Raw genomic sequence first — 23,105 nt, 5'->3', positions numbered from 1 at the left:
CTCCTACACCACTGTATCGCTGATTCTTCTGGAAAGCTCGGCCAAACGTCCCTTTACGGTTCCGTCAAACAGCTTTCCGTCGAGCTCCACGCGGACACCCGCCAGAACGGACGGATCGGTTTTCAGTTCCATCACGACCGTTTTTCCGCTCATCGTTTCCAGTTTTTTCTTCAGAAGCTCTTCCTGTTCCTTCGACAGGGATGCTGCACTCGTCACAACTGCCTCGGCAATATTGTGCGCCGCAAAGTATCTGCGCTGAAACGCTTCCTGGCATCCGCCGAATTCCCGGAGAAGATTTTTTTCACACAGCAGTTTGATAAAATTGACCAAATACGGTTCCGCCTGGCTGCCAAATGCCGCGTCGATCAGCCCGATCCGCTCTTTTCGCGGAATCGAAGGCTCCGATAAAAGGCGCGGATACTCCGGATTTTCCCGGAACAGAGCTCGGATCTCCTTCATCTCGGAAAGGATTTCCTCTTCGAGATGCTCCTCCTGGGCCAGCTCATACAGGCTCCCACCGTATACTCTGGCAGTTTCTGTCATGATGCTTCACCTACATTCGATATAAATTCATCTATCAGCTTCTCATGGTCTTTTTCATTAATCTCACGTTCAATGACCTTTCCGGCAATATCCATGGCAATGCCGCCGATCTCGCCTTTGACTTCATTGACCGCTTTCTTTTTCTCCTGGGCAATCTCTTTTTCTGCCTTATTTTTCAGGGCAGCTGCCTGTTCGGAAGCCTCTTTTACGATTTTCTCGCTCTGCAGCGTTGCTGTCTTTCTGGCGCTTTCGAGAATCTCGTTGGCCTTTGCCTTGGCCTCCTGCATATTCTGCTCATATTCCTCTTTGATGGCGTTGGCTTCTTTTTTTGCCGCCTCTGCGTCTGTAATCTCCGCATCGGCTGCCGCACGCCGTTTTTCCAGCATTTCATTGATCGGTTTGAAAAGGAACCGTTTGATCAGATACATCTGGATGAAGAGGTTGCAGATCTGTGCGATAAAAGTCCAGGGGACAATTCCTACCAGTTCCTGAACCTGCATAGTTTCTTTCCTCCTAGCAATCATTTACTCCTTGCAACTATTTCAGGAAGTTCATGAACATTCCCGGTGCTACGAAGATCAGAAGCAGGCCGGTTACGAAACCGTAAATACCTGTGGTCTCTGCGATCGCACAGCCAAGAAGCATCGTACTTGTTACATCACCTTTGCATTCCGGCTGACGTCCGATTGCCTCAAGTGCCTTTGCTACGGCGTTACCTTCACCGATACCAGGTCCGATACCTGCGATCAGGGAGCATCCTGCGCCGATTGCGCATCCTGCGAGAGCGATACCTTTTGCTAAAATCTGAAAATCCATCTTGTTTTCCTCCTGTATTTTCTTTTTGTAAACCTCATTTTTTAATCTCTTTAGCCTTCCTCTGCTACATTCGCAATGTACATGACAGTCAGCATACAGAAAATAAAGGCCTGCATCACGCCGGAAAACCAGTCAAAGTAGACCGACAGAACAGCCGGAACACCGACGTCCAGAATCGGGATCTGTGAAAGAGTTCTTCCGAGCACGCCGGGAAGCAGTCCCAGCAGCTTTCCGCTTGCCAGTGCCAGAGATCCGTAGATCAGGGCATTGATAACAACGCCGGAAAGGATGTTTCCAAAGTGACGGCACGCCATACTGATCGGCGTTGCGAGCTCCGACAAAACGTTAAACGGTGTCATAACCGCAATCGGAGTCGTGAATCCTTTCAGATATCCGCCAAAACCGTTGGTTTTGATCTTCTGTGTGGTGATCATGATGAAAACCACAACAGCCCAGGCCGCCTCGGTGGAAAGATCTGCTGTCGGACTTCGAAGTCCGATCAGGCTGATCAGGTTCGAGACAACGCTGGTCGCGAAAAGCGCCGACACAAAAGGAATCAGATAGCGGAATTTTTCTCCCATGTTGCCGATGACGAATTTATTTGCGGTCTCCACAATCATTTCTGCCACCGCCTGGCGTTTGGAGATGTTCCGTATCTTCAAATCTCTTGTGAGCCAGATGCAAAGTCCGGTAATGAGTGCCATTACAATCCAGCTTACCACCAGCGTTTCGCTGATCTGAATTTTCCCGAACAGCGGAAAATCGATCGGGATCGTAAAAAAGACTTTTGCACCGGAGATATCAACCTCCATTCTCTTTTCTCACCTCCTCTGTATGAGATAAAATAAAAAATTTGAACCTTTTGTCAAAGCGAATCTTCACAATCCGCTTCGCTGCTTGCTCATAACCGAATCGCTGCTTCGCAGTTTCGGCTTCAAAACGCCGTCCCGTCTTTGCGGCTTTCGCCAAAGATCAGGTTCAGCGCTTTATGCTGTTTTTTATGCCCTTCAGCTTGATGGCCGTTCCCGGAATTAAAAGCGGCAGGATTCCTGCGGCAAACTGGAAGCATGGAAGCACAATCGCCAGAATTGCCCAGAGCATCTGCATCAGGTTTCTCTGCGAATAGCTTGCCTGCATCCGCCGTTTTGCTCCCGCCTCGTCTGTCTCGGACACTGCTTTTTGTACTGCCATGCCCATCAGGAAAAAGTTCAGCACCGCAACGGCACCGCCTCCGATTCCCCCGAGGATCACCCGATAGTCAAATGGGATTTTTTCCGGCCAGATCAGGTGCAGGATCAGAAACCCGACCCACATCACAACCACGCCGACAACAGTATAGATGGCAACATTTTTCGTCTCCTTTTTTACGGCCGGTTGGACCTTGTCTCCGAAATTGCTCATATCGCCTTGTTTCCTTTCTAAGGGATTTTCCCCTTAAAATCAGTCTGAAATCTTTTCTCTGCCACTTGATCTTCGTCAACTGTGAAAACTTTTTCAGACACGTTCTAAATATGTCGGTTGAAAGACACCCTCTTTTTCTTCTTTTTTCCGTCCGGCTCCGTCTCGATGCGTTTCTGATGCCGCAGAACGCTCTGCCCGAATTTCCAGGCTGTCACGGCTCCGCCTCCGATCCCAAAGAAAAATCCGATCAGATAAATCCATGTTCCAACCGAAAAGCGGTCGCAAAGCCACCAGCAAAGTGCCAGACAAAGAAAAAGAGGCGTCACAAGGGACAGTCCGAATTGTGTCAACATTGTGAGATTGGTAATCATCCCCGTCCACTTCTTCATATCCTGTCCCTTTCTGCCGCCTCTTTTTGTCAGACCCTCGGATCTGTGTCTTGTTTCATTTTCCCCAAAACACACTTCCATTTTTGTAACCACTTAGTCAGATTGTACCATAAACGTTTTCATAAGACAAATGAATTTGTATATTTTCCAAATTATTTATTTTTATTTACATTCTTTTCATAATAATTGGAACAATTTTCTCATTTTGTCCCATTGTAAAATTGCAGCGTTCACCTCGCTTCTTATTTTTTGAAAAAAACTGCGGTTTTATTCCACACATACTGCCGTTTTTTCTTTCCAACCGGAAAGCTGATAGCTTACCTCATAGTGTCCCGGCTCCAGCAGGTATCTGCCGTTTTCTTCTGATCCGAGCACTTCTGCAACCGCTTCTTTTTCACTTTTGGCAACCATTGGAAGTACGGCCTCTGCGGTACAGTCGAACGGAACATCCATGGTGATGGTCACGTGCTCTTTGTCGGAAAGCTCCCAGCGAATGCTGTACATTCCCGATGCAGAATCATATTTTGCCTCTGCATACCTCAAATCCCAGTTCAGCGTCGGTGCAAACTGTACGGTCCTGGCACCCGGATGGGATTCCATCGTGTTGATGCCAGCAACGTGACGGAACATCCATTCCTGGATGGAGCCGTAAGCATAATGGTTCATACTGTTCATGCTGATGCCGGAAATCGTACCGTCCGTAAGAAGGGAATTCCAGCGTTCCCAGACGGTAGTTGCACCAAGCTTAACCTCATAAAGCCAACCCGGAAATTCCTCGTTCAGCAACAGTTCGTAGGCGAGATCGTTCATGCCGTTGTCTGTCAGCACGTTATTCAGCAGCGGGGTTCCGACAAATCCTGTTTTCAGTTTGTGGTTACTCTGCTCAAACAGCTTCAGAAGCTGCCGTTTTGTCAGCTCTTCGTTCTTTGACAGATGGTATTTCAGCGTCAGCAGCAGCGCCGTCTGTGTTTTGATGCAGCAGCGGCCTGTTGCGCTGTAATATTCTTCCTGTACCACAGCAAACTGCTCCTCGGACAGCTTCTGATACTTCTCCTGCTCCTCGCGGTATCCCAGCACACCGGCTGCTTTTGCCACGATTCCTGCGCTGATCGCATAATACAGGTTTGCAATAAACTCCTCGTCCGTTGCACCCATGACCTGCTCCGCTCCCTGTACCGGATTGTCCAACGCAAGCCAGTCGCCGAAGTGGAAAATATACCGCCAGCCGTGGTTATCCCCATCCACTTTCGTGATGTAATCCACCCACGATTTCATGCTCACAAACTGATCTTCCAGAATACTCTTATCCCCGTAAAACAGATACAGATTCCACGGAATGATGCACGCCGCATCGCCCCAGACACACGCTGCATCCTCGACGCCGCACGACGGCACCACGTACGGCACCTTTCCGCCGAGCACGCTCTGCTCTTTTGCCATGTCGTACAGGTATTTTGCATAGAATGCATACGTATCTTCGAGATACATCGCCGTCGGCGAGAACACCTGCGCATCACCCGTCCATCCCATGCGCTCATCACGCTGCGGGCAGTCGGTCGGAACATCTACAAAATTGCACTTTAATCCCCAGCGCACATTACTGATGAGTTGGTTGACCAAATCACTTCCTGTTTTCATCCAGCCTGTCGCGGTGATGTTGCTGTAATAAGAAAGACCCGTGAAATCCTCTTTTTTCAGATCCGGAATGCCTTCGATCTTCACGTAACGGTAGCCGTAGAACGTAAAATGCGGCACAAGATCCATTTCGGTTCCATCGGAAATATAGATGTATTCGGATTTTGCACTCCGCAGATTGTCATTGTAGAAATTGCCGCGTTGCAAAATCTCACCTGTCTGAACATGAATTTTGGTTCCTGCCGGCACGTTGACATGCAGCTTGAAAATTCCCGTAAACTCCTGCCCCATATCGAAGACCAGCTCGCCGGCCGGAGTATGAAGCAGTTCTTTAGGTTCAAACGTCTCATGAATCGTCACCGGAAGGCTCATGCGTTCCGTCAGTTCTCCTTTTGGTGCCTCACAAAAAACCGCCTTCTCCAATGGCAGTTCCGACAGCGTGTCGTCCCGGTGCTCACCGTCGTAAAGATTCGAGAATGCAATTTTACTGCGCCGCACCTGCCACGATTCATCCGTGCCAATCACCTCTTCCGAACCGTCCGCATACGTCAGATGCAGCTCCGCAATCAGCTTCCACTCATTGCCGTAAAATCCCTTGTCCTCAAACGCACTGAATCCAAACCGCGCCTTGTACCAGCCGTTTCCAAGCAGCACACGGAGCATTCCCTGTTTTGAAACCTCCTCTGTCACATCATACGTCTGATACTGTACCCATTCATTGTAATCATTGCTGTACGGCGTCAGGTACTCATCCCCGACACGCTTCTCATCCACATACACCTCATACAGTCCAAGTCCGCAGACATACAGCCTGGCCTTCGCTACCTCTTTTGCCGGAACAATTTCTTTTTCAAAATATGGATGACGGTTCTCCTTACTGTCACAGGAAATCCATTTTCCTGTCCATGCTTCATTCCGTTTTCCGGTCTCAAAAAACTGTACTTCACTCACCGCCGTCTCCCCGGCATCACTGCCCGCTTCCACGTTCCAGTAATACCGCGTTCTCGGCTCCAGATCCAGCTTCACCGGATAGAAAAGACTGCTCGCCTTATCATCCTCTCCGGAATCAAACAGCAGATGCTCCATCGCTGCATCCGATGCTACACGGATTCTCGCATAGCTCTGTTTTTTTCCTTCCGCGTCTTTCACTTTCCAGGAAAAGACCGTTCTCTCCATCCGGAACCCCATTGGATTTTCCAGATGATTCACCTGTGCGTGATAAATTTTCATTTCAATATCCTCCTCCATCTTATTTTTGAAAATTCCCCCATTTTTTCTCATTTTATCATGATCCCTTTCGAGAAAAAAGGTTCTGTTTTGCAGGAAAAAACATCTTTATTTGCACCATTTCCTGCCCACCAGACATCTCCCCGGATTGCCAGAAAGTATGGGACATTTTCCCTTTTTCGGGCTACACCGAAACTAATAAGAGCCTGTGCTTTCCTTTCCCCTCCGCCGCAGTGCGATCCTGCCCGGAGGGCTTTTGACTTTACAGGAAAATTCAACGAAGTTTCCTGTAAAGTAAAAAAATGCCGGATTCTTTGAACCGCCCCAAGAAATCAGATTTTTTAGATCTAACTTTTTAGGACGGTTCATCCGACATTTTTCCGGAATTTTCCGGCTCTATCTTCAGTTTCTATCTTCAGTTCAGCAATTCATCCGCCAGCGTTCTCTTCGGCACATCTACCAGATGAATCTCCTCCGCCGGTTTTCCAAACGCCACAATCAAAAGCGGCCGGATCTCCTCTGGCAGTCCAAGCACTTCCATCACCTCGCCCGCCTGAAAATTCCCGATCATGCAGCCGCCAAGCCCCTGCTCCACAGCCGCAAGCAGCATCGTCTGCGCCACAATCCCGACATCCTTCTGATACCGGTTCAGATTCTCATCAATCCCCTTATCCTGACAGATCACAACAAAACCCGTCGGCCGTTTCCCCGGATGCGGCAAAACCATCTCCGGCAGCGCCCGCGCCCACTTCGTCAGTCCCTGCACCTTCTCCACTTCTTCCGGCTCCCACGCCAGAAAATACTTCAACGGCTGCTTATTCACACTCGAAGGACAAAGCCGCGCGCAATCCACAAATCCTTCCAACGTCTCCCGCGAAATCCGCACCGACTCATCAAAACCACGATAACTCCTGTTCTTCAACACCAGATCCTTTAACATCTTTTCATCAGCCTCCTGTCTTAATTTTTTTCTATCTCCACTCTACCACACCTCCCACCCCCTATCAATCACCTTTTTCTCATTTTCCCTCTTGACATACTTTGATATTCAAAGTATTATATATCTAGTTTTCAAAACCACATAGTAAGGTTTTTTACATTACATTTTTACCAATACCAGATCCCGTGCCCGCCGCCGCGCCGGGGATGTTCCTCCAGGATGGCGCGGTTTCGGAGGCCAGGAAACTCTAAGGCTTTGGGATTTTGCTAAGGGCGCTTGAAAAAACGGCGAACTCGCTGCACTCAGACAGTGCCGTTTTTTCAAGCAACGCAAAATTCCATAGCCTAAGAGTTTGCAGGCCTCCTGCAAATGCGCCATCCTGGAGGAACATCCCCGACACGGCGGCGGGCACGGGATCGTCCATTTATCAAAAAGGAGAATTCATATGTTACCAAATTTAAAAATAGGAAATCTCACCGCCAAATACCCCATCATCCAAGGCGGAATGGGCGTCGGCATCAGCCTCTCATCCCTCGCCGGTGCCGTTGCCAAAGCCGGCGGAATCGGCATCATCTCCGCCGCCCAGCCCGGCTGGCGCGATCCGGAATTCGCGCGTGATCCCTTAAGTGCCAATCTCCGCGCACTCGCCTTCCACATCCGCCGCGCCAAAGAAATTTCAAACGGCGGCATCATCGGCGTCAATATCATGTGCGCCCTGACCCACTACGAGGAATACGTCCGCTGCTGCATCGAAAACGGAGCCGATCTCATCATCTCCGGGGCCGGTCTCCCGACCGATCTGCCAAAATACACAAAGGGAAGCTCCATCAAGCTCGCCCCTATCGTTTCCCCTCCCCGGACTGCCAAGGTTCTTCTGAAGCTTTGGGACAATCACTATCACCGCGTTCCTGATCTCGTTGTCATCGAAGGTCCTGCAGCCGGAGGCCATCTCGGCTACTCCGCCGAAACCGTGGAAGAAACAGCACGGCGCGGCTACGATGACGAAATCCGGGAAATTCTGCAGATTGTACATGTCTACGAAGAAAAATATGCCTGTACCATCCCCGTCGTCTTTGCCGGAGGCGTCTACACCCACGAGGATATCCTCCACTATCTGTCGCTTGGCTGCGCAGGCGTCCAGATGGCTACCCGTTTCGTTGTCACGGAAGAATGCGATGCCGATCCCCGCTACAAACAGGCATACCTGAATGCAAAAAAAGAAGATATCACGATCATGCACAGTCCGGTCGGCATGCCGGGCCGCGCAATCCGCAATCCGTTTCTGACGGAACGCGAACAGGAACGGGAAAAAATCTCACACTGCTACCAGTGCCTCAAAAAATGCGACAAAGCCTCCATTCCCTACTGTATTACCACTGCCCTGACCCGCGCTGCCGATGGCGATACCGACAACGCTCTCCTTTTCTGCGGAGAAAATGCATGGCGTCTCGATCACATGACCACCGTGCCGGAGCTGATGGCGGAACTGGCCGGGGAATCCCTGCCGGACAGCAAAAAATAAAAAATTTAGTAGTGACTTTCCTTCCCAATAATGTTACAATCTTCTTTATGGTGTCAGCATAAAAAATCTTCAAGAACTGACCATAAACCCAAAATTTTTGTAACACACAAAAGGAAGGAACTCTATGAACAAACACAACAAATCCCGCAGCTCGTTTTCCGGCAAAATCGGTTACGTGCTGGCTGCAGCAGGCGCTTCCGTCGGACTTGGAAATATCTGGCGTTTTCCCTACCTCGCAGCAAAATACGGCGGAGGAATTTTCCTCCTCATTTATATCCTGCTGGCGCTCACCTTCGGCTACTCCATGATCGTTGCCGAGTCCGCCATCGGACGCATGACACGAAAAAGCCCGGTCGGCGCTTTCCAGTCGTTCGGCAAATCGAAATGGCTTTCCGCCGGGGGCTGGATCAACGCCATTATCCCGATTCTGATCGTTCCATACTACTCTGTCATCGGAGGATGGGTCATCAAATATCTGATCGAATACGTGAAGGGCAACAGTACCCTGCTCGCAGAGGACGGCTATTTTTCCGGCTTCATCTCAAACGGAGTTTCCACAGAGCTCTGTTTTGCCGTTTTCTGCCTTATTACGGTCGCCATCATCTACGCCGGTGTGCGAAACGGCATTGAACGCGTTTCCAAGGTGATGATGCCGATTCTGATCGTCCTTTCCGTTATCATTGCCGTTTATTCCGTAACAAGACCGGGCGCACTGGCAGGCGTGAAGTATTTCCTTGTTCCGAACCTCAAAAACTTTTCATGGATGTCCGTTGTTGCCGCCATGGGACAGATGTTCTACTCCCTCTCGATTGCGATGGGTATTCTGATCACCTTTGGCTCCTACATGAAAAAAGACACCTCGATTGAGGATTCCACACGCAACGTCGAAATCTTTGACACTGCCATTGCGATCATGGCAGGCCTGATGATCATTCCTGCCGTCTTTGCCTTCTCCGGCGGAAATCCGGATACCCTGCAGGCAGGACCTTCCCTGATGTTTATCACCATCCCGAAGGTATTCGCCAATATGGGCTTTGGCACTGTGATCGGTATTCTGTTTTTCCTTCTGGTGCTGTTTGCCGCACTGACCAGCTCCATCGCACTGACAGAAAGCGCCGTTTCCACCTTTGAGGATGAGCTCGGCTGGGGTCGTAAAAAATCGACCGTTCTGATCGGCGTTATCATGATTGCGCTCGGAACGCTCTCCTGCCTTGGCTACGGACCGCTTTCCTCTGTCACCATTCTTGGAATGCAGTTCCTGGATTTCTTCGACTTCCTGACGAACTCCGTGATGATGCCAATTGCTGCCATTGCCATCTGTCTTCTCGTTTCGAGAGTCATTGGTGTGGCGAAAATCGAGGAAGAAATCATCCATGGCGAGAGCCGCTTCCGCAGAAAGAAAATCTTTCTTGTCATGATCCAGTATCTCTGCCCGGTGTTTGCACTGATCATTCTGTTCAGTTCCGTGGCAAATGCATTCGGCTGGATCACCATGTAATGAATCTGTAAACGATGAAAAAAGATTGTTTTCGAAACACGATTACGATTTCGAAAACAATCTTTTTTTATCCAAATCTGTCACACCAGCATCAGGAATCCGTCAGCAGCAGAATATCTTCCTCCTTCAGATACAGCTCCTTTGGAATCCCCATTTCCGGGCTCCAGTCTGTTTTTGCGATCTTCCACTGCAGCCAGCTGCATTCGGCATTCTTCCGGAACGAAATGTTCCATTCAAACGGATCTTCCCAGATTTCGGATTCGTTGACCGGAAATACATTTTCCTCACCCGGCCTTTCTACTGTGGCCAGAAAATGTGCCCGGATGCCGACTGCGCGGATATCGTCTGCAATTTCCCGCTCCTTTACGTGCAGCGTTACGCCCCAGTCCACGGCCCGCAGCGTGTGCGCATCCACCCGCTCGGCCGCCGAAATGTTCTTGCAGCCCGACAAAATTGCCGCTGTGCGCGTCTTCGGATTCTGGAAAAATTCCTTCAGCGGTTCCATGACTTCCATCTTTCCCCGGTTCATACAGCTGACCGTATCGCAGAGGCGGTACACCTCATCGCGGTTGTGTGATACGAAGATGACCGGTTTTCCGGCCTCCTTCAGATGTTTGTACATCTCCTGCTCCAACTGCCATTTCAGATAGGTATCGAGCGCTGAAAACGGCTCGTCGAGCAGAATCAGCTCCGGCTCTGCTGCGAGCATCCGTGCCATCGCGACGCGCTGTTTCTGTCCGCCGGAAAGCTGTCCCGGGATCTTTTTCTCCAGCCCTTCCAGCTGAAACTGGCGGATCAACGATTCCGTCCGGCTCCGGTCCGGCCGTTTTCCCATGCCTGCCTCAATATTCTGCACAACATTCATATGCGGAAACAGGGCGTAATCCTGGAACATATAACCGACTTTCCGCTTCTGCGGCGGCAGATTGATTTTTTTCTCCGAATCAAACAGCACCTTGCCGTCAAGGACAATCCGCCCTTCATCCGGCTTTTCGATTCCGGCGATACACTTTAAGGTCATGCTTTTTCCACAGCCCGACGCGCCGAGAATCGCAAAAATCTCCTGCTCCGCCCGGAACTGCATATGCATAAAAAAGCCGTCCAGTTTTTTCGTAATATCTACTTCAAGCGCCATGATTTATCCTCTCTACCACTGTTTCTGATTTTTCTTTCTCCGGTTACCCAGAAGGTTCATCGCTGTCATCGTAAGGAATCCGACGAGCAGTACGACAACAGACCAAAAACCCGCCGTTTTATAATCCCCGTCCTGAATCACCATTGCGATTTTCTGGGAAACGGTACCCGTCTTTCCCGGAATATTTCCGGCCAGCATCGACGTCGCACCGTACTCACCGAGCGCCCTTGCAAATGCCAGTACCGTACCGGAGAGCACGCCGGGACCTGCCGATGGGATGACCACTTTCCAGAAAATCTTCCACTCCGACATACCAAGCGTCCGCGCCGCATAGATCAGGTTCGTATCCACCTGCTCAAATGCCGCTCTCGTATTGCGGTACATCAGCGGAAACGCGATAATCGTTGCCGCCAGAATACAGCCAAGCCATGTCTGTACTGCCTTGATACCGAAATTCTCATACAGTGCAGCACCAAACGGACGGCGGAGGCTGAAAATCAGAAGCAGGAAAAAGCCTGCAACGGTCGGCGGCAGAATCATCGGAAGTGTCAGAAAGCCGTCAATTACGGCACGCGCGCCGGGACGCAGCTTCATCACCGCACGCGCGGCAAAAATACCAAAGAAAAAGGACAGAATCGTCGCCACAATACCGGTCTTGATCGAAATGACAAGCGGGCTCCAGTCCAGTGACTGTAAAAAATCCAGTATTTCCTGCATAACATTTCCTTTCTATCCATGGCAGCCCTGCATACCTGCATCACGCATCCTGCCCGGATTTTCTCTGATGCAAAACCACCGTCCGTAGAAACGAAATCTTTCTTTTTCGGACGGTGATTCCAAATCCCTGCTGTTTTTTGTGGGATCTTCTTTTTATTCTGCCTCTGTATCAAAGTAATAATTCCGGAAGATGGCGGCTGCCTCATCAGAAGTCAGAAACTCTACGAAGTCTTTCGCTGCTGCCTGCTCGGTCTCATCTGCCTCTTTGTTGACAACCTGTGCTGCCGGGTAGATGACATTTCCGGTCAGATCGTACGGAACGACCTGCAGAACCTTCAGACGGTCCTCCAGACCGTAGGTATCGGAATAATAAACCGTACCAACCTCGTTGGATCCCTCTGCAACTGCGGAAGTAACGGCTCCTACGTTTGCACACTCATTGATTTCCACGCCGCCGAGCGCTTCGGAAACCTGCTGGGTTGTGATAGCCGATACGTCGTCTGCTTTCTCCAGAATGCCTGCATTGACCAGTGCTTCTCTTGTGTATTTTCCAACCGGAACGGAACCGTCTGCCAGTGCGATGCTGGATGCCTTGTTCAGATCCTCCAGGCCCGTAACTTCTGTATTGTTTCCCTCATAGGTTACAACGCAGACCTGATTGTTTACGATATTGTGGCGGGTTCCCTCAACCAGAAGATTCTCTTCCTCAAGCTGATCCATCTGTTTTGCTGCTGCGGAGAAGAATACGTCGCAGGATGCACCCTCTTCGATTTGTGTCATCAGGGTTCCTGAGCTGTCATAGTTTCCAACCAGTTTGACATTCGGCTGGGTCTTATTGTACTCGCTGATCAGCGTCTCCATTACGGAGTTCAGGCTCTTTGCGGCAAATACGGTGACAGTGGTATCGTCAAATACTTCGCCGTCTGCTGTGCTCTTGGCGCTGGATGCGCTCTCTGCTTCCGAAGAAGCGCTGGATGCAGATGTGCTCTCTGCCTTGGAGCTGCTCTTACTGGAAGAATCTGTGGAATTGGAAAATCCGCATGCGGCAAGAGAAAGTGCCATAGCTGCCATCAGAAGAATGGATACGGTTTTCGTTTTCATGATAATTGACTCCTCATTTTGTATATTTACGTATGAAGCGCCGGATGTGCACCTTTTCGTTTTCCGGTTTTTGCTGACCGGATCTGAATGAGCTGTGCGGCAATGCTGATTGCAATCTCCGCCGGCGTCTCGCTTCCGATCTCGATTCCGATCGGGGCATAGACACTGTCGAGCTGTTCTCCGGTAAAACCCTGCGCTTCCAGTTTTTCGCGCACATACTTTGTCTTTCTGCGGCTTCCCACCACACCGATGTACGACGCGCCGGTGCGAAGCGCAAACGCCTCGGCATCCGCATCGCACCGGTGGCCGCGTGTCACAATCACGAGATAATCATTTTTCCGGATCGAAAGAATCTCGTCCAGTTTCGTAAAATCCACCAGCATGGTCTGCCCGGCATCCGGGAACAATGCTTTGTCCACATATTCCTCCCGGTCATCGAGTACGATACAGCAGAAATCCAGATGATGCAGCACCGGAACGAGTTCCTGGGCCAGATGGCCGCCGCCGAACAGATAAACCTTTCCGTCGTAGCAGAATTCCTCGGCGTAATACGTTTTCCCGTCCAGTTCCAGAATCCGGCAGTGGCCCGCTTTTTCCTGTGCCGCCGGAAGCATTTCCCACGCTTCTTTTTCCAGCACGCGGATGCCGGTTCCGTCCAGCGCAAAAAAAATCCAGTAACTGCGGTACTGCTCCTGCGCCGCAAGTGCCTGCGCCAGACTTTCTGCTTCGCCGTGCGCTCCATTCATAAAATAGAAGCACACCTTCACTCTGCCGCCGCAGACCATGCCAAGCCCCTTCCCCTCTCCGGTTCCGAGATCGTATTCTCTGTATTCACTTTTCTTCTCCTGCACCAGCTCCTGCGCATGCAGAACCGCCTGATATTCCAGGTTTCCGCCGCCAATAGTTCCGAAAACCCGTCCTTCCCGGCCGACCAGCATATAGGCGCCCGTCGTGCGCGGAATGGAGCCGTCCCCTTCGGTGATAAAGGCAAGAACCGTGTCCTGTCCCTCTTCCAGCTGTGCAAGCAGTTTCCGGTAAAGTTCGTCCATGTTTCCTCTCCTTGTGTCTGATCTCTGGTCTACTTTTCCGTCACCAGTTCGATGGTGTCACCCTTTTGAATCGTGCCGCCGCGCAGCACCACCGCGAAAACGCCCTCCCGCGGCATGATGCATTCACCCATACGTTTGAAAATCTCGCAGTGGCTGTGGCACTCCTTTCCGATCTGCGTCATCTCAAGCAGCGCATCCCCGCAGGAAAACCGCGTGCCGACCGGCAGATTCCGGAAATCATATCCTTCCACGATCAGGTTTTCCCCGAAGGCGCCGAGCGGAATATCCGCCCCCTTTGCACGGAAGGCTTCTATTTTTTCATACGACAAAAGGCTCACCTGGCGGTGCCAGTGCCCGGCGTGTGCATCGCCCTCGATGCCCCAGTCTTCCACCAGCTTCGCCGTTTCCACCTCGTGCTTTGCCGTTCCCCGTTTTTCACTGATACAGATTCCTATGATTTTTCCCATTTCTTTTGTTTCCTCTTCTTTTCGAACCGCCGTCATTTCATCCGCCGATGCCGGACATCAGGTGGTGCTCTGTCATATCCTTCGGCCGCTCAAAGCAGTGTTCCATCGGCTTTTTTAAGATTGCCTGTGCCATCACATCCCGCAGATCCGCCGCCGTTCCGTTCTGCAGAACCTCCCGCAGATCCACGCCGTTCTCATAGCAGAGACAGAGCTTTAAAAAGCCGCGGCTTGTCAGCCGTACGCGGTTGCAGCTTCCGCAGAACTTTCCGTGGATCGCGCTGATAAAGCCGACGGGCATCGACAGCTTTTCGTACCGCACATAAGCCGCAGGACCGTTTCCTTCTTTTTCCTGGTCCGGCGTACATGCCCCATACCACTGTTCCAGCTCTGTTTTCAGCGCCTCATTCGACGGACCCACGTACGATTTTCCGGCGCCCACCGGCATCACCTCGATGAACCGCACCGGGACTTTTTCCTGCTCTGCAAATTCAATCAGTTCCTGCGCATGCAGTTCTTTTCGATGCACCGCATTCAGCTTCACTAAAAGACCCGCCTCTTTGGCCGCGCAGATGCCCTGCTTTACCTGCTCCAGCGCATCGCGTCCGGTAAGCGCCGCAAACTCTGCCGCATCCACTGTATCCAGGCTCACATTCACACTGTCACAGCCAGCCGCCTTCAGATCCCTCGCACACGATGCCAGGCGCACGCCATTCGTCGTGATCCCAACGGATGCGGTGCCCGGCACTGCTTTTATTTTCTGCACCAGCCCCACGCACTCTTTTCTTACCAGCGGTTCCCCTCCGGTAATCCGGTAATGCGTGATGCCAAGCCCAGCCGCGGCGTGCACAATCTTCAGCATCTCTTCGACGGTAAGCGGTGGATTCTGTTCCGCCTGCTCCAGTGCACAGCCCGCCGCACTCTCCGGCATACAGTACCGGCATCTCAAATTGCACGCGTCCGTGATGGAAATCCGCAGGTAATCTATCGTTCTGTCATACTGATCCTTCATCGTTTATCTGCCTTTTCCAAAACCGCAGTTCGGGAAGGTGCAGACCTTGCAGTTCAGGCAGAGACCGCCCTCGCCAAGACCGGCCAGCTCCTCCGCTGTCACCTCATCATCTGCAATGAGGCGCGGCAGGACAAGATCGAAAATCGTCCGTTTCGAATACATGACGCATCCCGGCAGGCCGACGATCGGTGTTCCATTTTCGGCATACGCCAGAAGGAACATGGCTCCCGGCAGCACCGGCGCGCCGTAGGAAACGATGCGTGCTCCGGTATTTTTGATCGCCAGCGGCGTCTTGTCGTCCGGATCCACACTCATTCCTCCGGTGCAGAAGACAAGATCGGCACCCGCTTCCATCGCGCGGCGGCATCCGTCTGTGATCTTCGATGCATCATCATCGTAAACCTCATGAAAGATCATCTCCGCGCCGAATTCTGCCAGCTTTTCCTGGATAACCGGTGTGAAGGTGTCCTCGATCCGATGGTAATACACTTCATTTCCCGTTGTCAGAACCGCAAATTTTTTCTTGTGGAACGGCTTTAAGGTCAGGATCGGCCCGTAGGAACAGACTGCCTGTGCCGTCTCCATCTTCTCTTTTTTGATGACGAGCGGAATAATTCTCGTTCCCGCCAGTTTGTCGCCTTTTTTCACGTATGTATCACCGTGGCGCGTCGCAATCATCATCTCGCCGAGGCTGTTTACTTTTTTCAGCTTCTCGCGGTCCACTTTCAAAAGGCCGTCGCAGTCCGCGATCAGTTCAATTTTTCCTTCTTTGACATCGGACGGATGCATGTGATCGTTTTTACACATATCGTAAAGAATCTGTGCCGCCTCATTTTCATGCAGCATTGTATCGTCCTTTTCCCAGATGTAAATGTTGTCCTTTCCGACACTTAACAGCACCGGAATATCTTCTTCTGTAATGATGTGGCCTTTGCGGAATACCGCATCTTTTGTCACACCTTTGATAATCTGTGTAATATCGTGGCAGAGCACCTGGCCTACCGCGTCTTCTGTTTTCATCAGTTTCATCTGAAACGCCTCACTTTTTCTATTTGAATCTATTCCAGTTCCCCGCAGATCACTTCCAGCACGCTTCCGGCGATGCACCGCGCCTTATCGGAAATCGTGAAGCAGTTCTGCAGTTCTTCTTTCCGCGGATCGATGTCCGCAATCTTAAATCCCTTCGTCACCGGATAGCCGTCGCGGATCAGCCCGCGCAGCAGACCGGAGAGAGATGCTTCCACAGGTACCGTCCCGTTTTCTGTCTCAATCTCTGCAATCACAGCCCTGGCTTCCACAATGTCTCCGATCGAAGCCGCATTCCGCAGAATACCTTCCGCCTGTGCATGCATCACACGCTCTTTTCCGTACCCGCCGATGATGCCCGGAATGCCAGTGTTCGGAACCGCGCTTCCGCTTCGGATCACGCGTCCAAGATTATGACCGCGCTTCGTCTCAATTACAACATCCACATCTTCTCCTGCCGTAAAGCCCGGTCCGAGGGCAATCACAAGCGGCGCCATCTCTTTTGTCGTCCCGAGATTTTTCTTCGCCAGAATCGCATCGACCACGACGGCCGGGCGAAGTGCTGCAATGCTTAGTCCCGCCGGATCCACGAGCACCGGAACACCATCTTTCTTCCAGATCCGCTCCATTTCCTGTTCCAGAAGTTCTTTCCGGTTCTTTTTCTCTGCGAGATCCACGTCCATGCGCACGGCTTCCACGTCCTCTACCCTGGCGCTGCCGGCATATACCGCTTCGCTCAAAGCCACCTGCCGCCGGATCGCCGCCGGGTGCTCTGCTTCCAGAACCAGCAGACGAAAGCCCGCTTTTTTCAGACGATGGATCGTACCGGTTGCAAGATCTCCTGCTCCCCGTACCACGATCAGGTCTTTCTTTTTCATCTTCGCTGTCTTCCTTCTTTCGTTTCAGCAGCCGCCGTTTTCTTCCGTCTTCCGCGGTCTGCCTCGTTATTCTCGTGTGAGAATAACGCTTTTTCCATTAATAAAAATACAGGAAAGGACCCGTTTTGTCAACGTGTCCCCGTAAAAAATGTTATTTTTCTTCTGTTCCAAACCACTTCTGAAACGACGCATCGGCGCCTGCGCGGACTTCTTGTTCAAACTTCCGGTACCGCTTCAGGAATTCTTTTCCCTCCGGGGTCAGTACCGTCTGGCCGCCGTTGCTGCCGCCCCGGTTGCCCTGTACCAGCGGGATGCCGAGATCCTCCTCGGCGCGCTTTAAGATTTTCCATCCCTTCGAGTACGCCATCTGCATGCATTTGCAGCCCTTCAAAAGGGAGCCGGTTGCTTCCACATGCTCCATCAGCTCCGCCACACCGGGACCGAAGGCATGATCCGTCCGGCTGACGCGCAGCCGCATGTCGTACCGCAGCTTCTGTCGTAATGTTTCTTCTTTTTCTTCCATTTCCACCTCACACCTCTACAACAGCACACGGTACTCCGCCTCATAGGCAAGTCCCGCCGTCTGAAGTGCCGCAAGGATTTCTTTTCCCTCTTCCGGCGCTGCTTTCCAGGAAAGGCCGCAGCCCGCCGTAATTTCCCGCGGAACGGGGATCATCCTTCCCGGCAGGCCGTGCGCTCTCGCATACTGCTCCATCTGCATCGCCTGCGTTGTCCCCGCAAACGTCAGAATCCAGGTTTCTTTTCGCTGTCTCATATCGTTTCTTCCTTTTTCCAGCTTCTTTTGTATCCCGGATGCCGGCTGCCGCCTCTCTCACTGCTGCATTTCTTCTTCGGCAAACTCCCGCAGAGCCTGCGCGGCAATCCGGACTTCTTCTTCCGTCAGTACATGGGAAAAGCTGAACCTCACGGCTCCCTGCTCCCGTGTCCCGAGTGCTTCGTGCATCAGCGGCGCGCAGTGTACCCCGCTTCGGACTGCAATACCATAGTTCTCATACAGCCAGTCGCTGACATATCCCGAATCACAGGAGCCGATGTTTAATGCCGCCGTTGGTACCCGCTGCTGCAGATCGTCTGTTCCATATAAAGTAAGTCCCGGGATTCCCTGAATTTCCTCCAGAAAGAGGTGCATCAGCTCCCTCTCTCTTTTGTAAATCATTTCAATCCCCGTCTTCTCCAGATATTCCAGCGCTCCCAGAAGTCCCGCAATTCCGTGGACATTTAAAGTTCCAGCTTCCAGGTGCTCCGGCATCGCCGCAGGCTGTTCTTTTTCATAGCTTCGGATTCCGCTTCCGCCCATTTTGAGCGGCCGGATCGAAAGTTCGGGACGGACGTAGATTCCGCCGGTTCCCTGCGGCCCTAATAGTCCCTTGTGGCCGGAAAAGCAGAGCACGTCGATCCCGCTTTTCTGTACATTGATCGGCAGAATCCCCGCTGTCTGCGCCGCATCGACGATCAGAAGCAGGGAATGGTGTTCCGCAATTTCGCACACCCGCGCAAGATCCGTGATATTTCCGGTCAGGTTGGAGGCATGCGTAACGACAAACGCTTTCGTGTTTTTCCGCACTGCCGCTTCCATCTGATCGTAATCGATCCTTCCAGATACATCCGCCGGGATCACGGAAAGCTCCAGTCCCTGTTTTTCCAGTGCATACAGCGGGCGCAGAACGGAATTATGCTCGCAGACTGTCGTGATCACATGATCCCCCGGCCCGAAGAGTCCGAAAATTGCCGTGTTCAGTGCCTCCGTATCGTTGCACGTAAATGCAATCCGCTCTGGACTCTCCGCGTGAAACAACTCTGCCAGCCGCATTCTCGTCTCAAAGACGATGCGGCCCGCATCCAGTGTCGCATCGTGTGCACCGCGGCCTGCATTTCCACAGCCGCGCAGTGCCTGGATCATACGCTCCTCTGCTTCTTTTGGATGCCACAGCGACGTTGCCGCCGAATCGAGGTAAATCATGGCTTAATCACGCGGTCTGCGCTGCTCATGCGCTCCACGATGTCATACATGTTGGTCACACTGCCGACCTGCAGCTTTTCAGTGATGCCGTAGAAGTTCAGGCATGTTCCACAGGTCAGAATTTCAACGCCGCGCGCTGCCAGATCTTTCAGATCCTCCAGGGACTCGGAACCCTCGCAGGTCAGCTTTGCACCGCCGTTGTAGCACAGAATCGTATCCGGCAGCTCATCCTGCTGGGTCAGTGCATAAAGGAAGCTCTTCATCAGAATTTTACCCAGCTCCTCGGCTCCTTCGCCCATATGGTCTGCAGAAAGAACGACGAGTTTTGTTTTCTTTGCCGCCGGTACGAGGCATACGGTTTTCTCTTCTGTTTCAGCCGGCTCTGTTTCCGATACGGTGAACTCCACATGATACTCTTTTTCTTTCTTCTCTTTTACCAGAAAGCCATATCCTTTCTGCTGCGCCATTTTTTCCAGGTTCTGCACGGCGATTTCATTATCCACCAGAACCTCCACTTTTCCGCTTCCCGCAAGTTCTGCAATCGCATTTTTTGCCTTTACCAGCGGTACCGGGCACACATCACCCATTGCGTTTACTGTCTTTTTCTCCATCTCTGCCATTTTTCATCCTCCCTGCCTTACCATTTCCTGCTCTGTGTCACATAAATTTCGGTTCCTGCCGGCTCTGTGATTTTTCCAACGATTGCTGCCGGAATCCCCTGCTCCAGCAGTTTTCTCTGCATTTTTTCTGCATCCACGGCATCCACGGCCATCAGAAGCCCTCCCGATGTCTGCGGGTCAAACAGCACCTCCTGCATGCCGAACGGTATATCCTTAAAGATCACATGCTGCTCCAGATGATTCCGGTTCCGCTGGCCTGCCGCAGTGATCAGAAACTCCTCCGCCGCTTCCACAGCCCCCGGGAACACCGGAATCTGATCCGCCCAGATATGGCAGGACACGCCCGACTCCATCATTTCATGCAGATGTCCTAGGAAACTAAAGCCCGTTACATCGGTACAGGCATGAATGTTATACTTCCGTGCCGTCTCCGAGGCGTACTTATTCAGCGTCATCATCGATTCCACTGCCTTTTGAAATCCCCCCGGGTTTTCCTCCCCGACGCGGTGCGCCGCACAGAGAATGCCGGTTCCGAGCGGTTTCGTCAGAATGAGCAGATCACCCACGCGGCCCGTATTGTTCTGCCAGATCCGGTCCGGATGCACGGTTCCCGTGACAGAAAGGCCGTATTTTACACTGTCATCCGCAATCGAATGACCGCCGGAGAGCGATCCGCCCGCTTCCTGCACCTTTTCCGCGCCGCCGCGCATGATTTCTCCGAGGACATTCAGATCCATCTGTTCCGGAAAGCAGACGATATTCAGGGCTGTCCGCACCTCTCCGCCCATCGCATAGATGTCGCTCAAGGCATTCGCCGCCGCAATTTTTCCAAACGTGTACGGATCCTCCACCACCGGCGGAAAGAAATCCAGCGTCTGGACCATCGCAAGGTCGTCCGTCAGCCGGTAGACGGATGCATCGTCTTTGCTGTCATAGCCCACCAGCAGATTCGGATCCTTTTCCCCTTTCGGCAGTTTCTCCAGAATATGTTCGAGCACGCCTGCCCCGAGCTTTGCCGTACAGCCGCCGCTCTTACAGAAAATAATTTTTTCTTCTTCCATCGTTACCTGTTCCCTCTTTTTTCAGCTTCTTCCGCACTCTCCGTCCGTTCCGCGCAGAAGTCCCAGCGCATGCGGCAGGATATCAAGTACAAATCCAAGACTCTCTTCCACCGCCTTCGGGCTTCCCGGCAGATTGATAATCAGCGTCCGATGACGGATTGCACTCACTGCCCGGCTCAGCATCGCCCGTTTTGTAATCGCCATGCTTCCCGCGCGGATCGCCTCCGCAATACCGGGTGCCACACGGTTTGAAACCGCCAGCGTTGCTTCCGGGGTCACATCCCGCAGGGAAAATCCCGTGCCGCCCGTCGTCAGAACGAGATCACACCGCTCCAGATCGGAAAGACGGATCAGCTCCTCTTCGATCCCTTCCTGCTCATCCGGCAAAATACGCATCGAAACAACCTCATACTGCTCTTTAGGCAGCAGTTCCCTGATTCTTGGCCCGCTTTTATCCTCACGCTCTCCCCGATAGCCTTTGTCGCTTAAGGTTACAATTCCTACCCGGAAAGCCGCCGCGTTTTTCTTCTCTTCTGCTGTTTCCATCCTGTTTTTTCATCCTTTCTCTTACAGCTCTGATCCGCTCTTCTACTCCTCACACACATAATGTCCGCTTTTCCCGCCATCCTTTTCCAGCAGATGGATTTCACTGATTTCCATGCCGCGGTCCATCGCTTTACACATATCGTAAATGGTCAGCAGTGCCGTCGAAACACCGGTCAGCGCCTCCATCTCCACGCCGGTCTTTCCGACACACGATGTCGTGCAGACAGCCGTGATCGTACGGTCTGTTTCACACAGGGTAAAGGTTACCTCACAGTTTGTCAGCGGCACAATGTGGCACAGCGGAATCAGCTCCGCATTCTTCTTCGCCCCCATAATACCTGCGAGCCGCGCCACACCAAGGACATCTCCTTTTTTCGCTGTGTGATCCCGTACTGCCGCAAATACCTCCGGATTCACCCTGATTTTTCCGGATGCGCGCGCAATGCGGTACGTATCCGGCTTTTCATGGACATCCACCATGACGGCGCTGCCGTCCTTCTTAAAATGAGTAAATTCTGCCATTTTTCTCCTCCGTTTTTTTCCTGTACGCTCCGGATCTTTCTCTCTGGATCTTTCACTCCGGCTCTTTCGCTCCGGATTTTTCTCTCTGGAGCGTGTCTGCCCTTCCATGCCAGGAACACGCCATGCTGCCTTCTCCCGTCATCTGGTTCTTTGGCACACAGGTGACGAAAATTTGTCGGATTCCACGCCTCTGCAGCAGCTCCGCAATTTTCCGAACCGCCTTTTTATGCTCCTTTTCCTCATACTGATGAAGAACCGCATAAAAAGCTCTGCCGTCCAGATCTTTTTGCTGTCCCCATTCTGCTGCGATCAACTGTGCCAGATCCTCTTCCGTGATGCGGTGATCCATAGGACATCCAAGCCGTTCGGCCGCAAGCTTGGCCCGAAAACAGCTCTTTTCAAGCGGCTGTCCAAGCGCCGAAAGTCCCGTCACGCCGACCACAAGATCGGAACAGGAAAGCAGCGCCGGCTCATGCTCTGCCGGCACCTTGCACGGCAGATGTTTTGTCCCGTCCGCCTCGATCAGGGTCAGATCTGCTTTTTTCCGTGCAGTCTCAAACAGCTGCTCCTCCGGCATCGCTATCTTTTTTGGATCCCGACAGTCACTTCCGATAATCGCCGCACAGCCTGCCTGAAATTTTCTTTCCACCTCTTTTAGGGTGCGATCCCGCCATTCTTCCGGTGGGCGGTAAAGATGCGTCGAGGTTGTAACCAGCACCTTCTGTCCGTTTCGGACACCAAAGCCTGCCATCTCATACAGCAGCGTCGTTTTCCCACCGCCTCCAAGCAGCGAAACCACATGGTCTGGTTCCAGCAAAAATGGAAACGCCGTCTCCATTTCCACAGGCACCAGCCTCTGCCTTTCTGTCGCTTTCCAGATTCGAAGCATCCTTTTGGCCCCCTTCTTTACTTTCTTTTCTTTTTACTTTCTCACTCTACCATACTCATTTTTTGCTGTCAAATTTTCCCCTGGCAAAGCGAAAAAAACTGCCCCGACAGGATTTTTCCCATCGGAGCAGTTC

At 52.0% G+C, this 23,105-nt stretch carries 26 protein-coding genes; 2 read left to right on the top strand and 24 right to left on the bottom strand.

Going from position 1 to position 23,105, the window contains the following annotated elements; genetic code table 11:
• Positions 1–3: 3 nt before the first annotated feature.
• The 8 genes from atpH to I2G42_RS08610 form a co-directional block, all read right to left on the bottom strand.
• Positions 4–543, bottom strand: coding sequence for an ATP synthase F1 subunit delta (gene atpH / locus I2G42_RS08645; protein WP_022462447.1), 540 nt, complete (start codon positions 541–543; stop codon positions 4–6).
• Positions 540–1,043 (bottom strand): F0F1 ATP synthase subunit B, encoded by a 504-nt coding sequence (gene atpF, locus I2G42_RS08640; protein ID WP_022462448.1) that lies wholly within the window; start codon positions 1,041–1,043, stop codon positions 540–542. Before atpF ends, atpH begins: the two co-directional genes overlap by 4 nt.
• A gap of 37 nt (positions 1,044–1,080) precedes the next feature.
• The gene (gene atpE / locus I2G42_RS08635) at positions 1,081–1,359 is read right to left on the bottom strand and encodes an ATP synthase F0 subunit C (protein WP_022462449.1); all 279 of its coding nucleotides are present in this window, start codon (positions 1,357–1,359) and stop codon (positions 1,081–1,083) included.
• A gap of 50 nt (positions 1,360–1,409) precedes the next feature.
• Positions 1,410–2,171, bottom strand: coding sequence for a F0F1 ATP synthase subunit A (locus tag I2G42_RS08630; RefSeq protein ID WP_195530963.1), 762 nt, complete (start codon positions 2,169–2,171; stop codon positions 1,410–1,412).
• Between the two features lie 166 nt (positions 2,172–2,337).
• Positions 2,338–2,760 carry a hypothetical protein gene (locus I2G42_RS08625; protein ID WP_055227959.1) on the bottom strand — a complete coding sequence of 141 codons (423 nt, stop codon included), beginning with the start codon at positions 2,758–2,760 and terminating at the stop codon, positions 2,338–2,340.
• A gap of 104 nt (positions 2,761–2,864) precedes the next feature.
• The gene (locus tag I2G42_RS08620; protein WP_055220696.1) at positions 2,865–3,149 is read right to left on the bottom strand and encodes an AtpZ/AtpI family protein; all 285 of its coding nucleotides are present in this window, start codon (positions 3,147–3,149) and stop codon (positions 2,865–2,867) included.
• Between the two features lie 267 nt (positions 3,150–3,416).
• Positions 3,417–6,014, bottom strand: a complete 2,598-nt coding sequence (locus I2G42_RS08615; protein ID WP_195530962.1) for an alpha-L-rhamnosidase — start codon at positions 6,012–6,014, stop codon at positions 3,417–3,419.
• 412 nt (positions 6,015–6,426) lie between these two features.
• Positions 6,427–6,951 (bottom strand): nitroreductase family protein, encoded by a 525-nt coding sequence (locus I2G42_RS08610; RefSeq protein ID WP_195530961.1) that lies wholly within the window; start codon positions 6,949–6,951, stop codon positions 6,427–6,429.
• 445 nt (positions 6,952–7,396) lie between these two features.
• On the opposite strand from I2G42_RS08610, the gene I2G42_RS08605 reads away from it, so the two are divergent.
• Positions 7,397–8,473, top strand: coding sequence for an NAD(P)H-dependent flavin oxidoreductase (locus I2G42_RS08605; RefSeq protein WP_207741855.1), 1,077 nt, complete (start codon positions 7,397–7,399; stop codon positions 8,471–8,473).
• Between the two features lie 124 nt (positions 8,474–8,597).
• Positions 8,598–9,971, top strand: a complete 1,374-nt coding sequence (locus I2G42_RS08600; protein ID WP_118697643.1) for a sodium-dependent transporter — start codon at positions 8,598–8,600, stop codon at positions 9,969–9,971.
• Between the two features lie 91 nt (positions 9,972–10,062).
• Here I2G42_RS08600 and I2G42_RS08595 read toward each other — a convergent pair whose 3' ends face one another.
• The 16 genes from I2G42_RS08595 to yqeC form a co-directional block, all read right to left on the bottom strand.
• Positions 10,063–11,106: a sulfate/molybdate ABC transporter ATP-binding protein gene (locus tag I2G42_RS08595; protein WP_022462457.1), complete on the bottom strand. Its 1,044-nt coding sequence runs from the start codon at positions 11,104–11,106 to the stop codon at positions 10,063–10,065.
• Between the two features lie 12 nt (positions 11,107–11,118).
• Entirely contained in the window at positions 11,119–11,823 is a 705-nt protein-coding gene (modB, locus tag I2G42_RS08590) for a molybdate ABC transporter permease subunit (protein WP_055227953.1), read from the bottom strand.
• 153 nt (positions 11,824–11,976) lie between these two features.
• Entirely contained in the window at positions 11,977–12,924 is a 948-nt protein-coding gene (gene modA / locus I2G42_RS08585; protein ID WP_055227952.1) for a molybdate ABC transporter substrate-binding protein, read from the bottom strand.
• Positions 12,925–12,950: 26 nt separating this feature from the next.
• Positions 12,951–13,973: an XdhC family protein gene (locus I2G42_RS08580; protein WP_118741612.1), complete on the bottom strand. Its 1,023-nt coding sequence runs from the start codon at positions 13,971–13,973 to the stop codon at positions 12,951–12,953.
• Between the two features lie 29 nt (positions 13,974–14,002).
• Positions 14,003–14,440: an MOSC domain-containing protein gene (locus tag I2G42_RS08575; RefSeq protein ID WP_022462461.1), complete on the bottom strand. Its 438-nt coding sequence runs from the start codon at positions 14,438–14,440 to the stop codon at positions 14,003–14,005.
• Positions 14,441–14,477: 37 nt separating this feature from the next.
• Positions 14,478–15,449 (bottom strand): GTP 3',8-cyclase MoaA, encoded by a 972-nt coding sequence (moaA, locus tag I2G42_RS08570; RefSeq protein ID WP_055227950.1) that lies wholly within the window; start codon positions 15,447–15,449, stop codon positions 14,478–14,480.
• 3 nt (positions 15,450–15,452) lie between these two features.
• Positions 15,453–16,478, bottom strand: a complete 1,026-nt coding sequence (locus I2G42_RS08565) for a molybdopterin-binding protein (RefSeq protein ID WP_055227949.1) — start codon at positions 16,476–16,478, stop codon at positions 15,453–15,455.
• A gap of 29 nt (positions 16,479–16,507) precedes the next feature.
• Positions 16,508–17,353 (bottom strand): selenium-dependent molybdenum cofactor biosynthesis protein YqeB, encoded by an 846-nt coding sequence (gene yqeB / locus I2G42_RS08560; RefSeq protein WP_022462464.1) that lies wholly within the window; start codon positions 17,351–17,353, stop codon positions 16,508–16,510.
• Positions 17,354–17,504: 151 nt separating this feature from the next.
• Positions 17,505–17,876: a winged helix-turn-helix domain-containing protein gene (locus I2G42_RS08555; protein WP_055227948.1), complete on the bottom strand. Its 372-nt coding sequence runs from the start codon at positions 17,874–17,876 to the stop codon at positions 17,505–17,507.
• 15 nt (positions 17,877–17,891) lie between these two features.
• The gene (locus I2G42_RS08550; protein WP_022462466.1) at positions 17,892–18,128 is read right to left on the bottom strand and encodes a putative Se/S carrier protein; all 237 of its coding nucleotides are present in this window, start codon (positions 18,126–18,128) and stop codon (positions 17,892–17,894) included.
• Positions 18,129–18,185: 57 nt separating this feature from the next.
• The gene (locus I2G42_RS08545) at positions 18,186–19,334 is read right to left on the bottom strand and encodes an aminotransferase class V-fold PLP-dependent enzyme (protein WP_055227947.1); all 1,149 of its coding nucleotides are present in this window, start codon (positions 19,332–19,334) and stop codon (positions 18,186–18,188) included.
• A complete protein-coding gene (gene yedF / locus I2G42_RS08540; protein ID WP_082424948.1) occupies positions 19,331–19,945 on the bottom strand; it encodes a sulfurtransferase-like selenium metabolism protein YedF in 615 nt (204 codons plus the stop codon). The genes I2G42_RS08545 and yedF overlap by 4 nt, the downstream gene beginning before the upstream one ends.
• Before the next feature lie 26 nt (positions 19,946–19,971).
• On the bottom strand, positions 19,972–21,015 hold the full coding sequence (selD, locus tag I2G42_RS08535; RefSeq protein WP_195530960.1) for a selenide, water dikinase SelD: 1,044 nt from the start codon (positions 21,013–21,015) through the stop codon (positions 19,972–19,974).
• A gap of 21 nt (positions 21,016–21,036) precedes the next feature.
• Positions 21,037–21,561 carry a MogA/MoaB family molybdenum cofactor biosynthesis protein gene (locus tag I2G42_RS08530; protein ID WP_195530959.1) on the bottom strand — a complete coding sequence of 175 codons (525 nt, stop codon included), beginning with the start codon at positions 21,559–21,561 and terminating at the stop codon, positions 21,037–21,039.
• Positions 21,562–21,603: 42 nt separating this feature from the next.
• On the bottom strand, positions 21,604–22,083 hold the full coding sequence (gene moaC, locus I2G42_RS08525) for a cyclic pyranopterin monophosphate synthase MoaC (RefSeq protein ID WP_118719399.1): 480 nt from the start codon (positions 22,081–22,083) through the stop codon (positions 21,604–21,606).
• A gap of 52 nt (positions 22,084–22,135) precedes the next feature.
• Entirely contained in the window at positions 22,136–22,972 is an 837-nt protein-coding gene (yqeC, locus tag I2G42_RS08520) for a selenium cofactor biosynthesis protein YqeC (protein WP_195530958.1), read from the bottom strand.
• Between the last annotated feature and the right edge of the window lie 133 nt (positions 22,973–23,105).

Source organism: Fusicatenibacter saccharivorans, assembly GCF_015557635.1.
GTDB lineage: Bacteria > Bacillota > Clostridia > Lachnospirales > Lachnospiraceae > Fusicatenibacter > Fusicatenibacter saccharivorans.
This window is presented reverse-complemented; position numbering and strand designations above follow the sequence as displayed.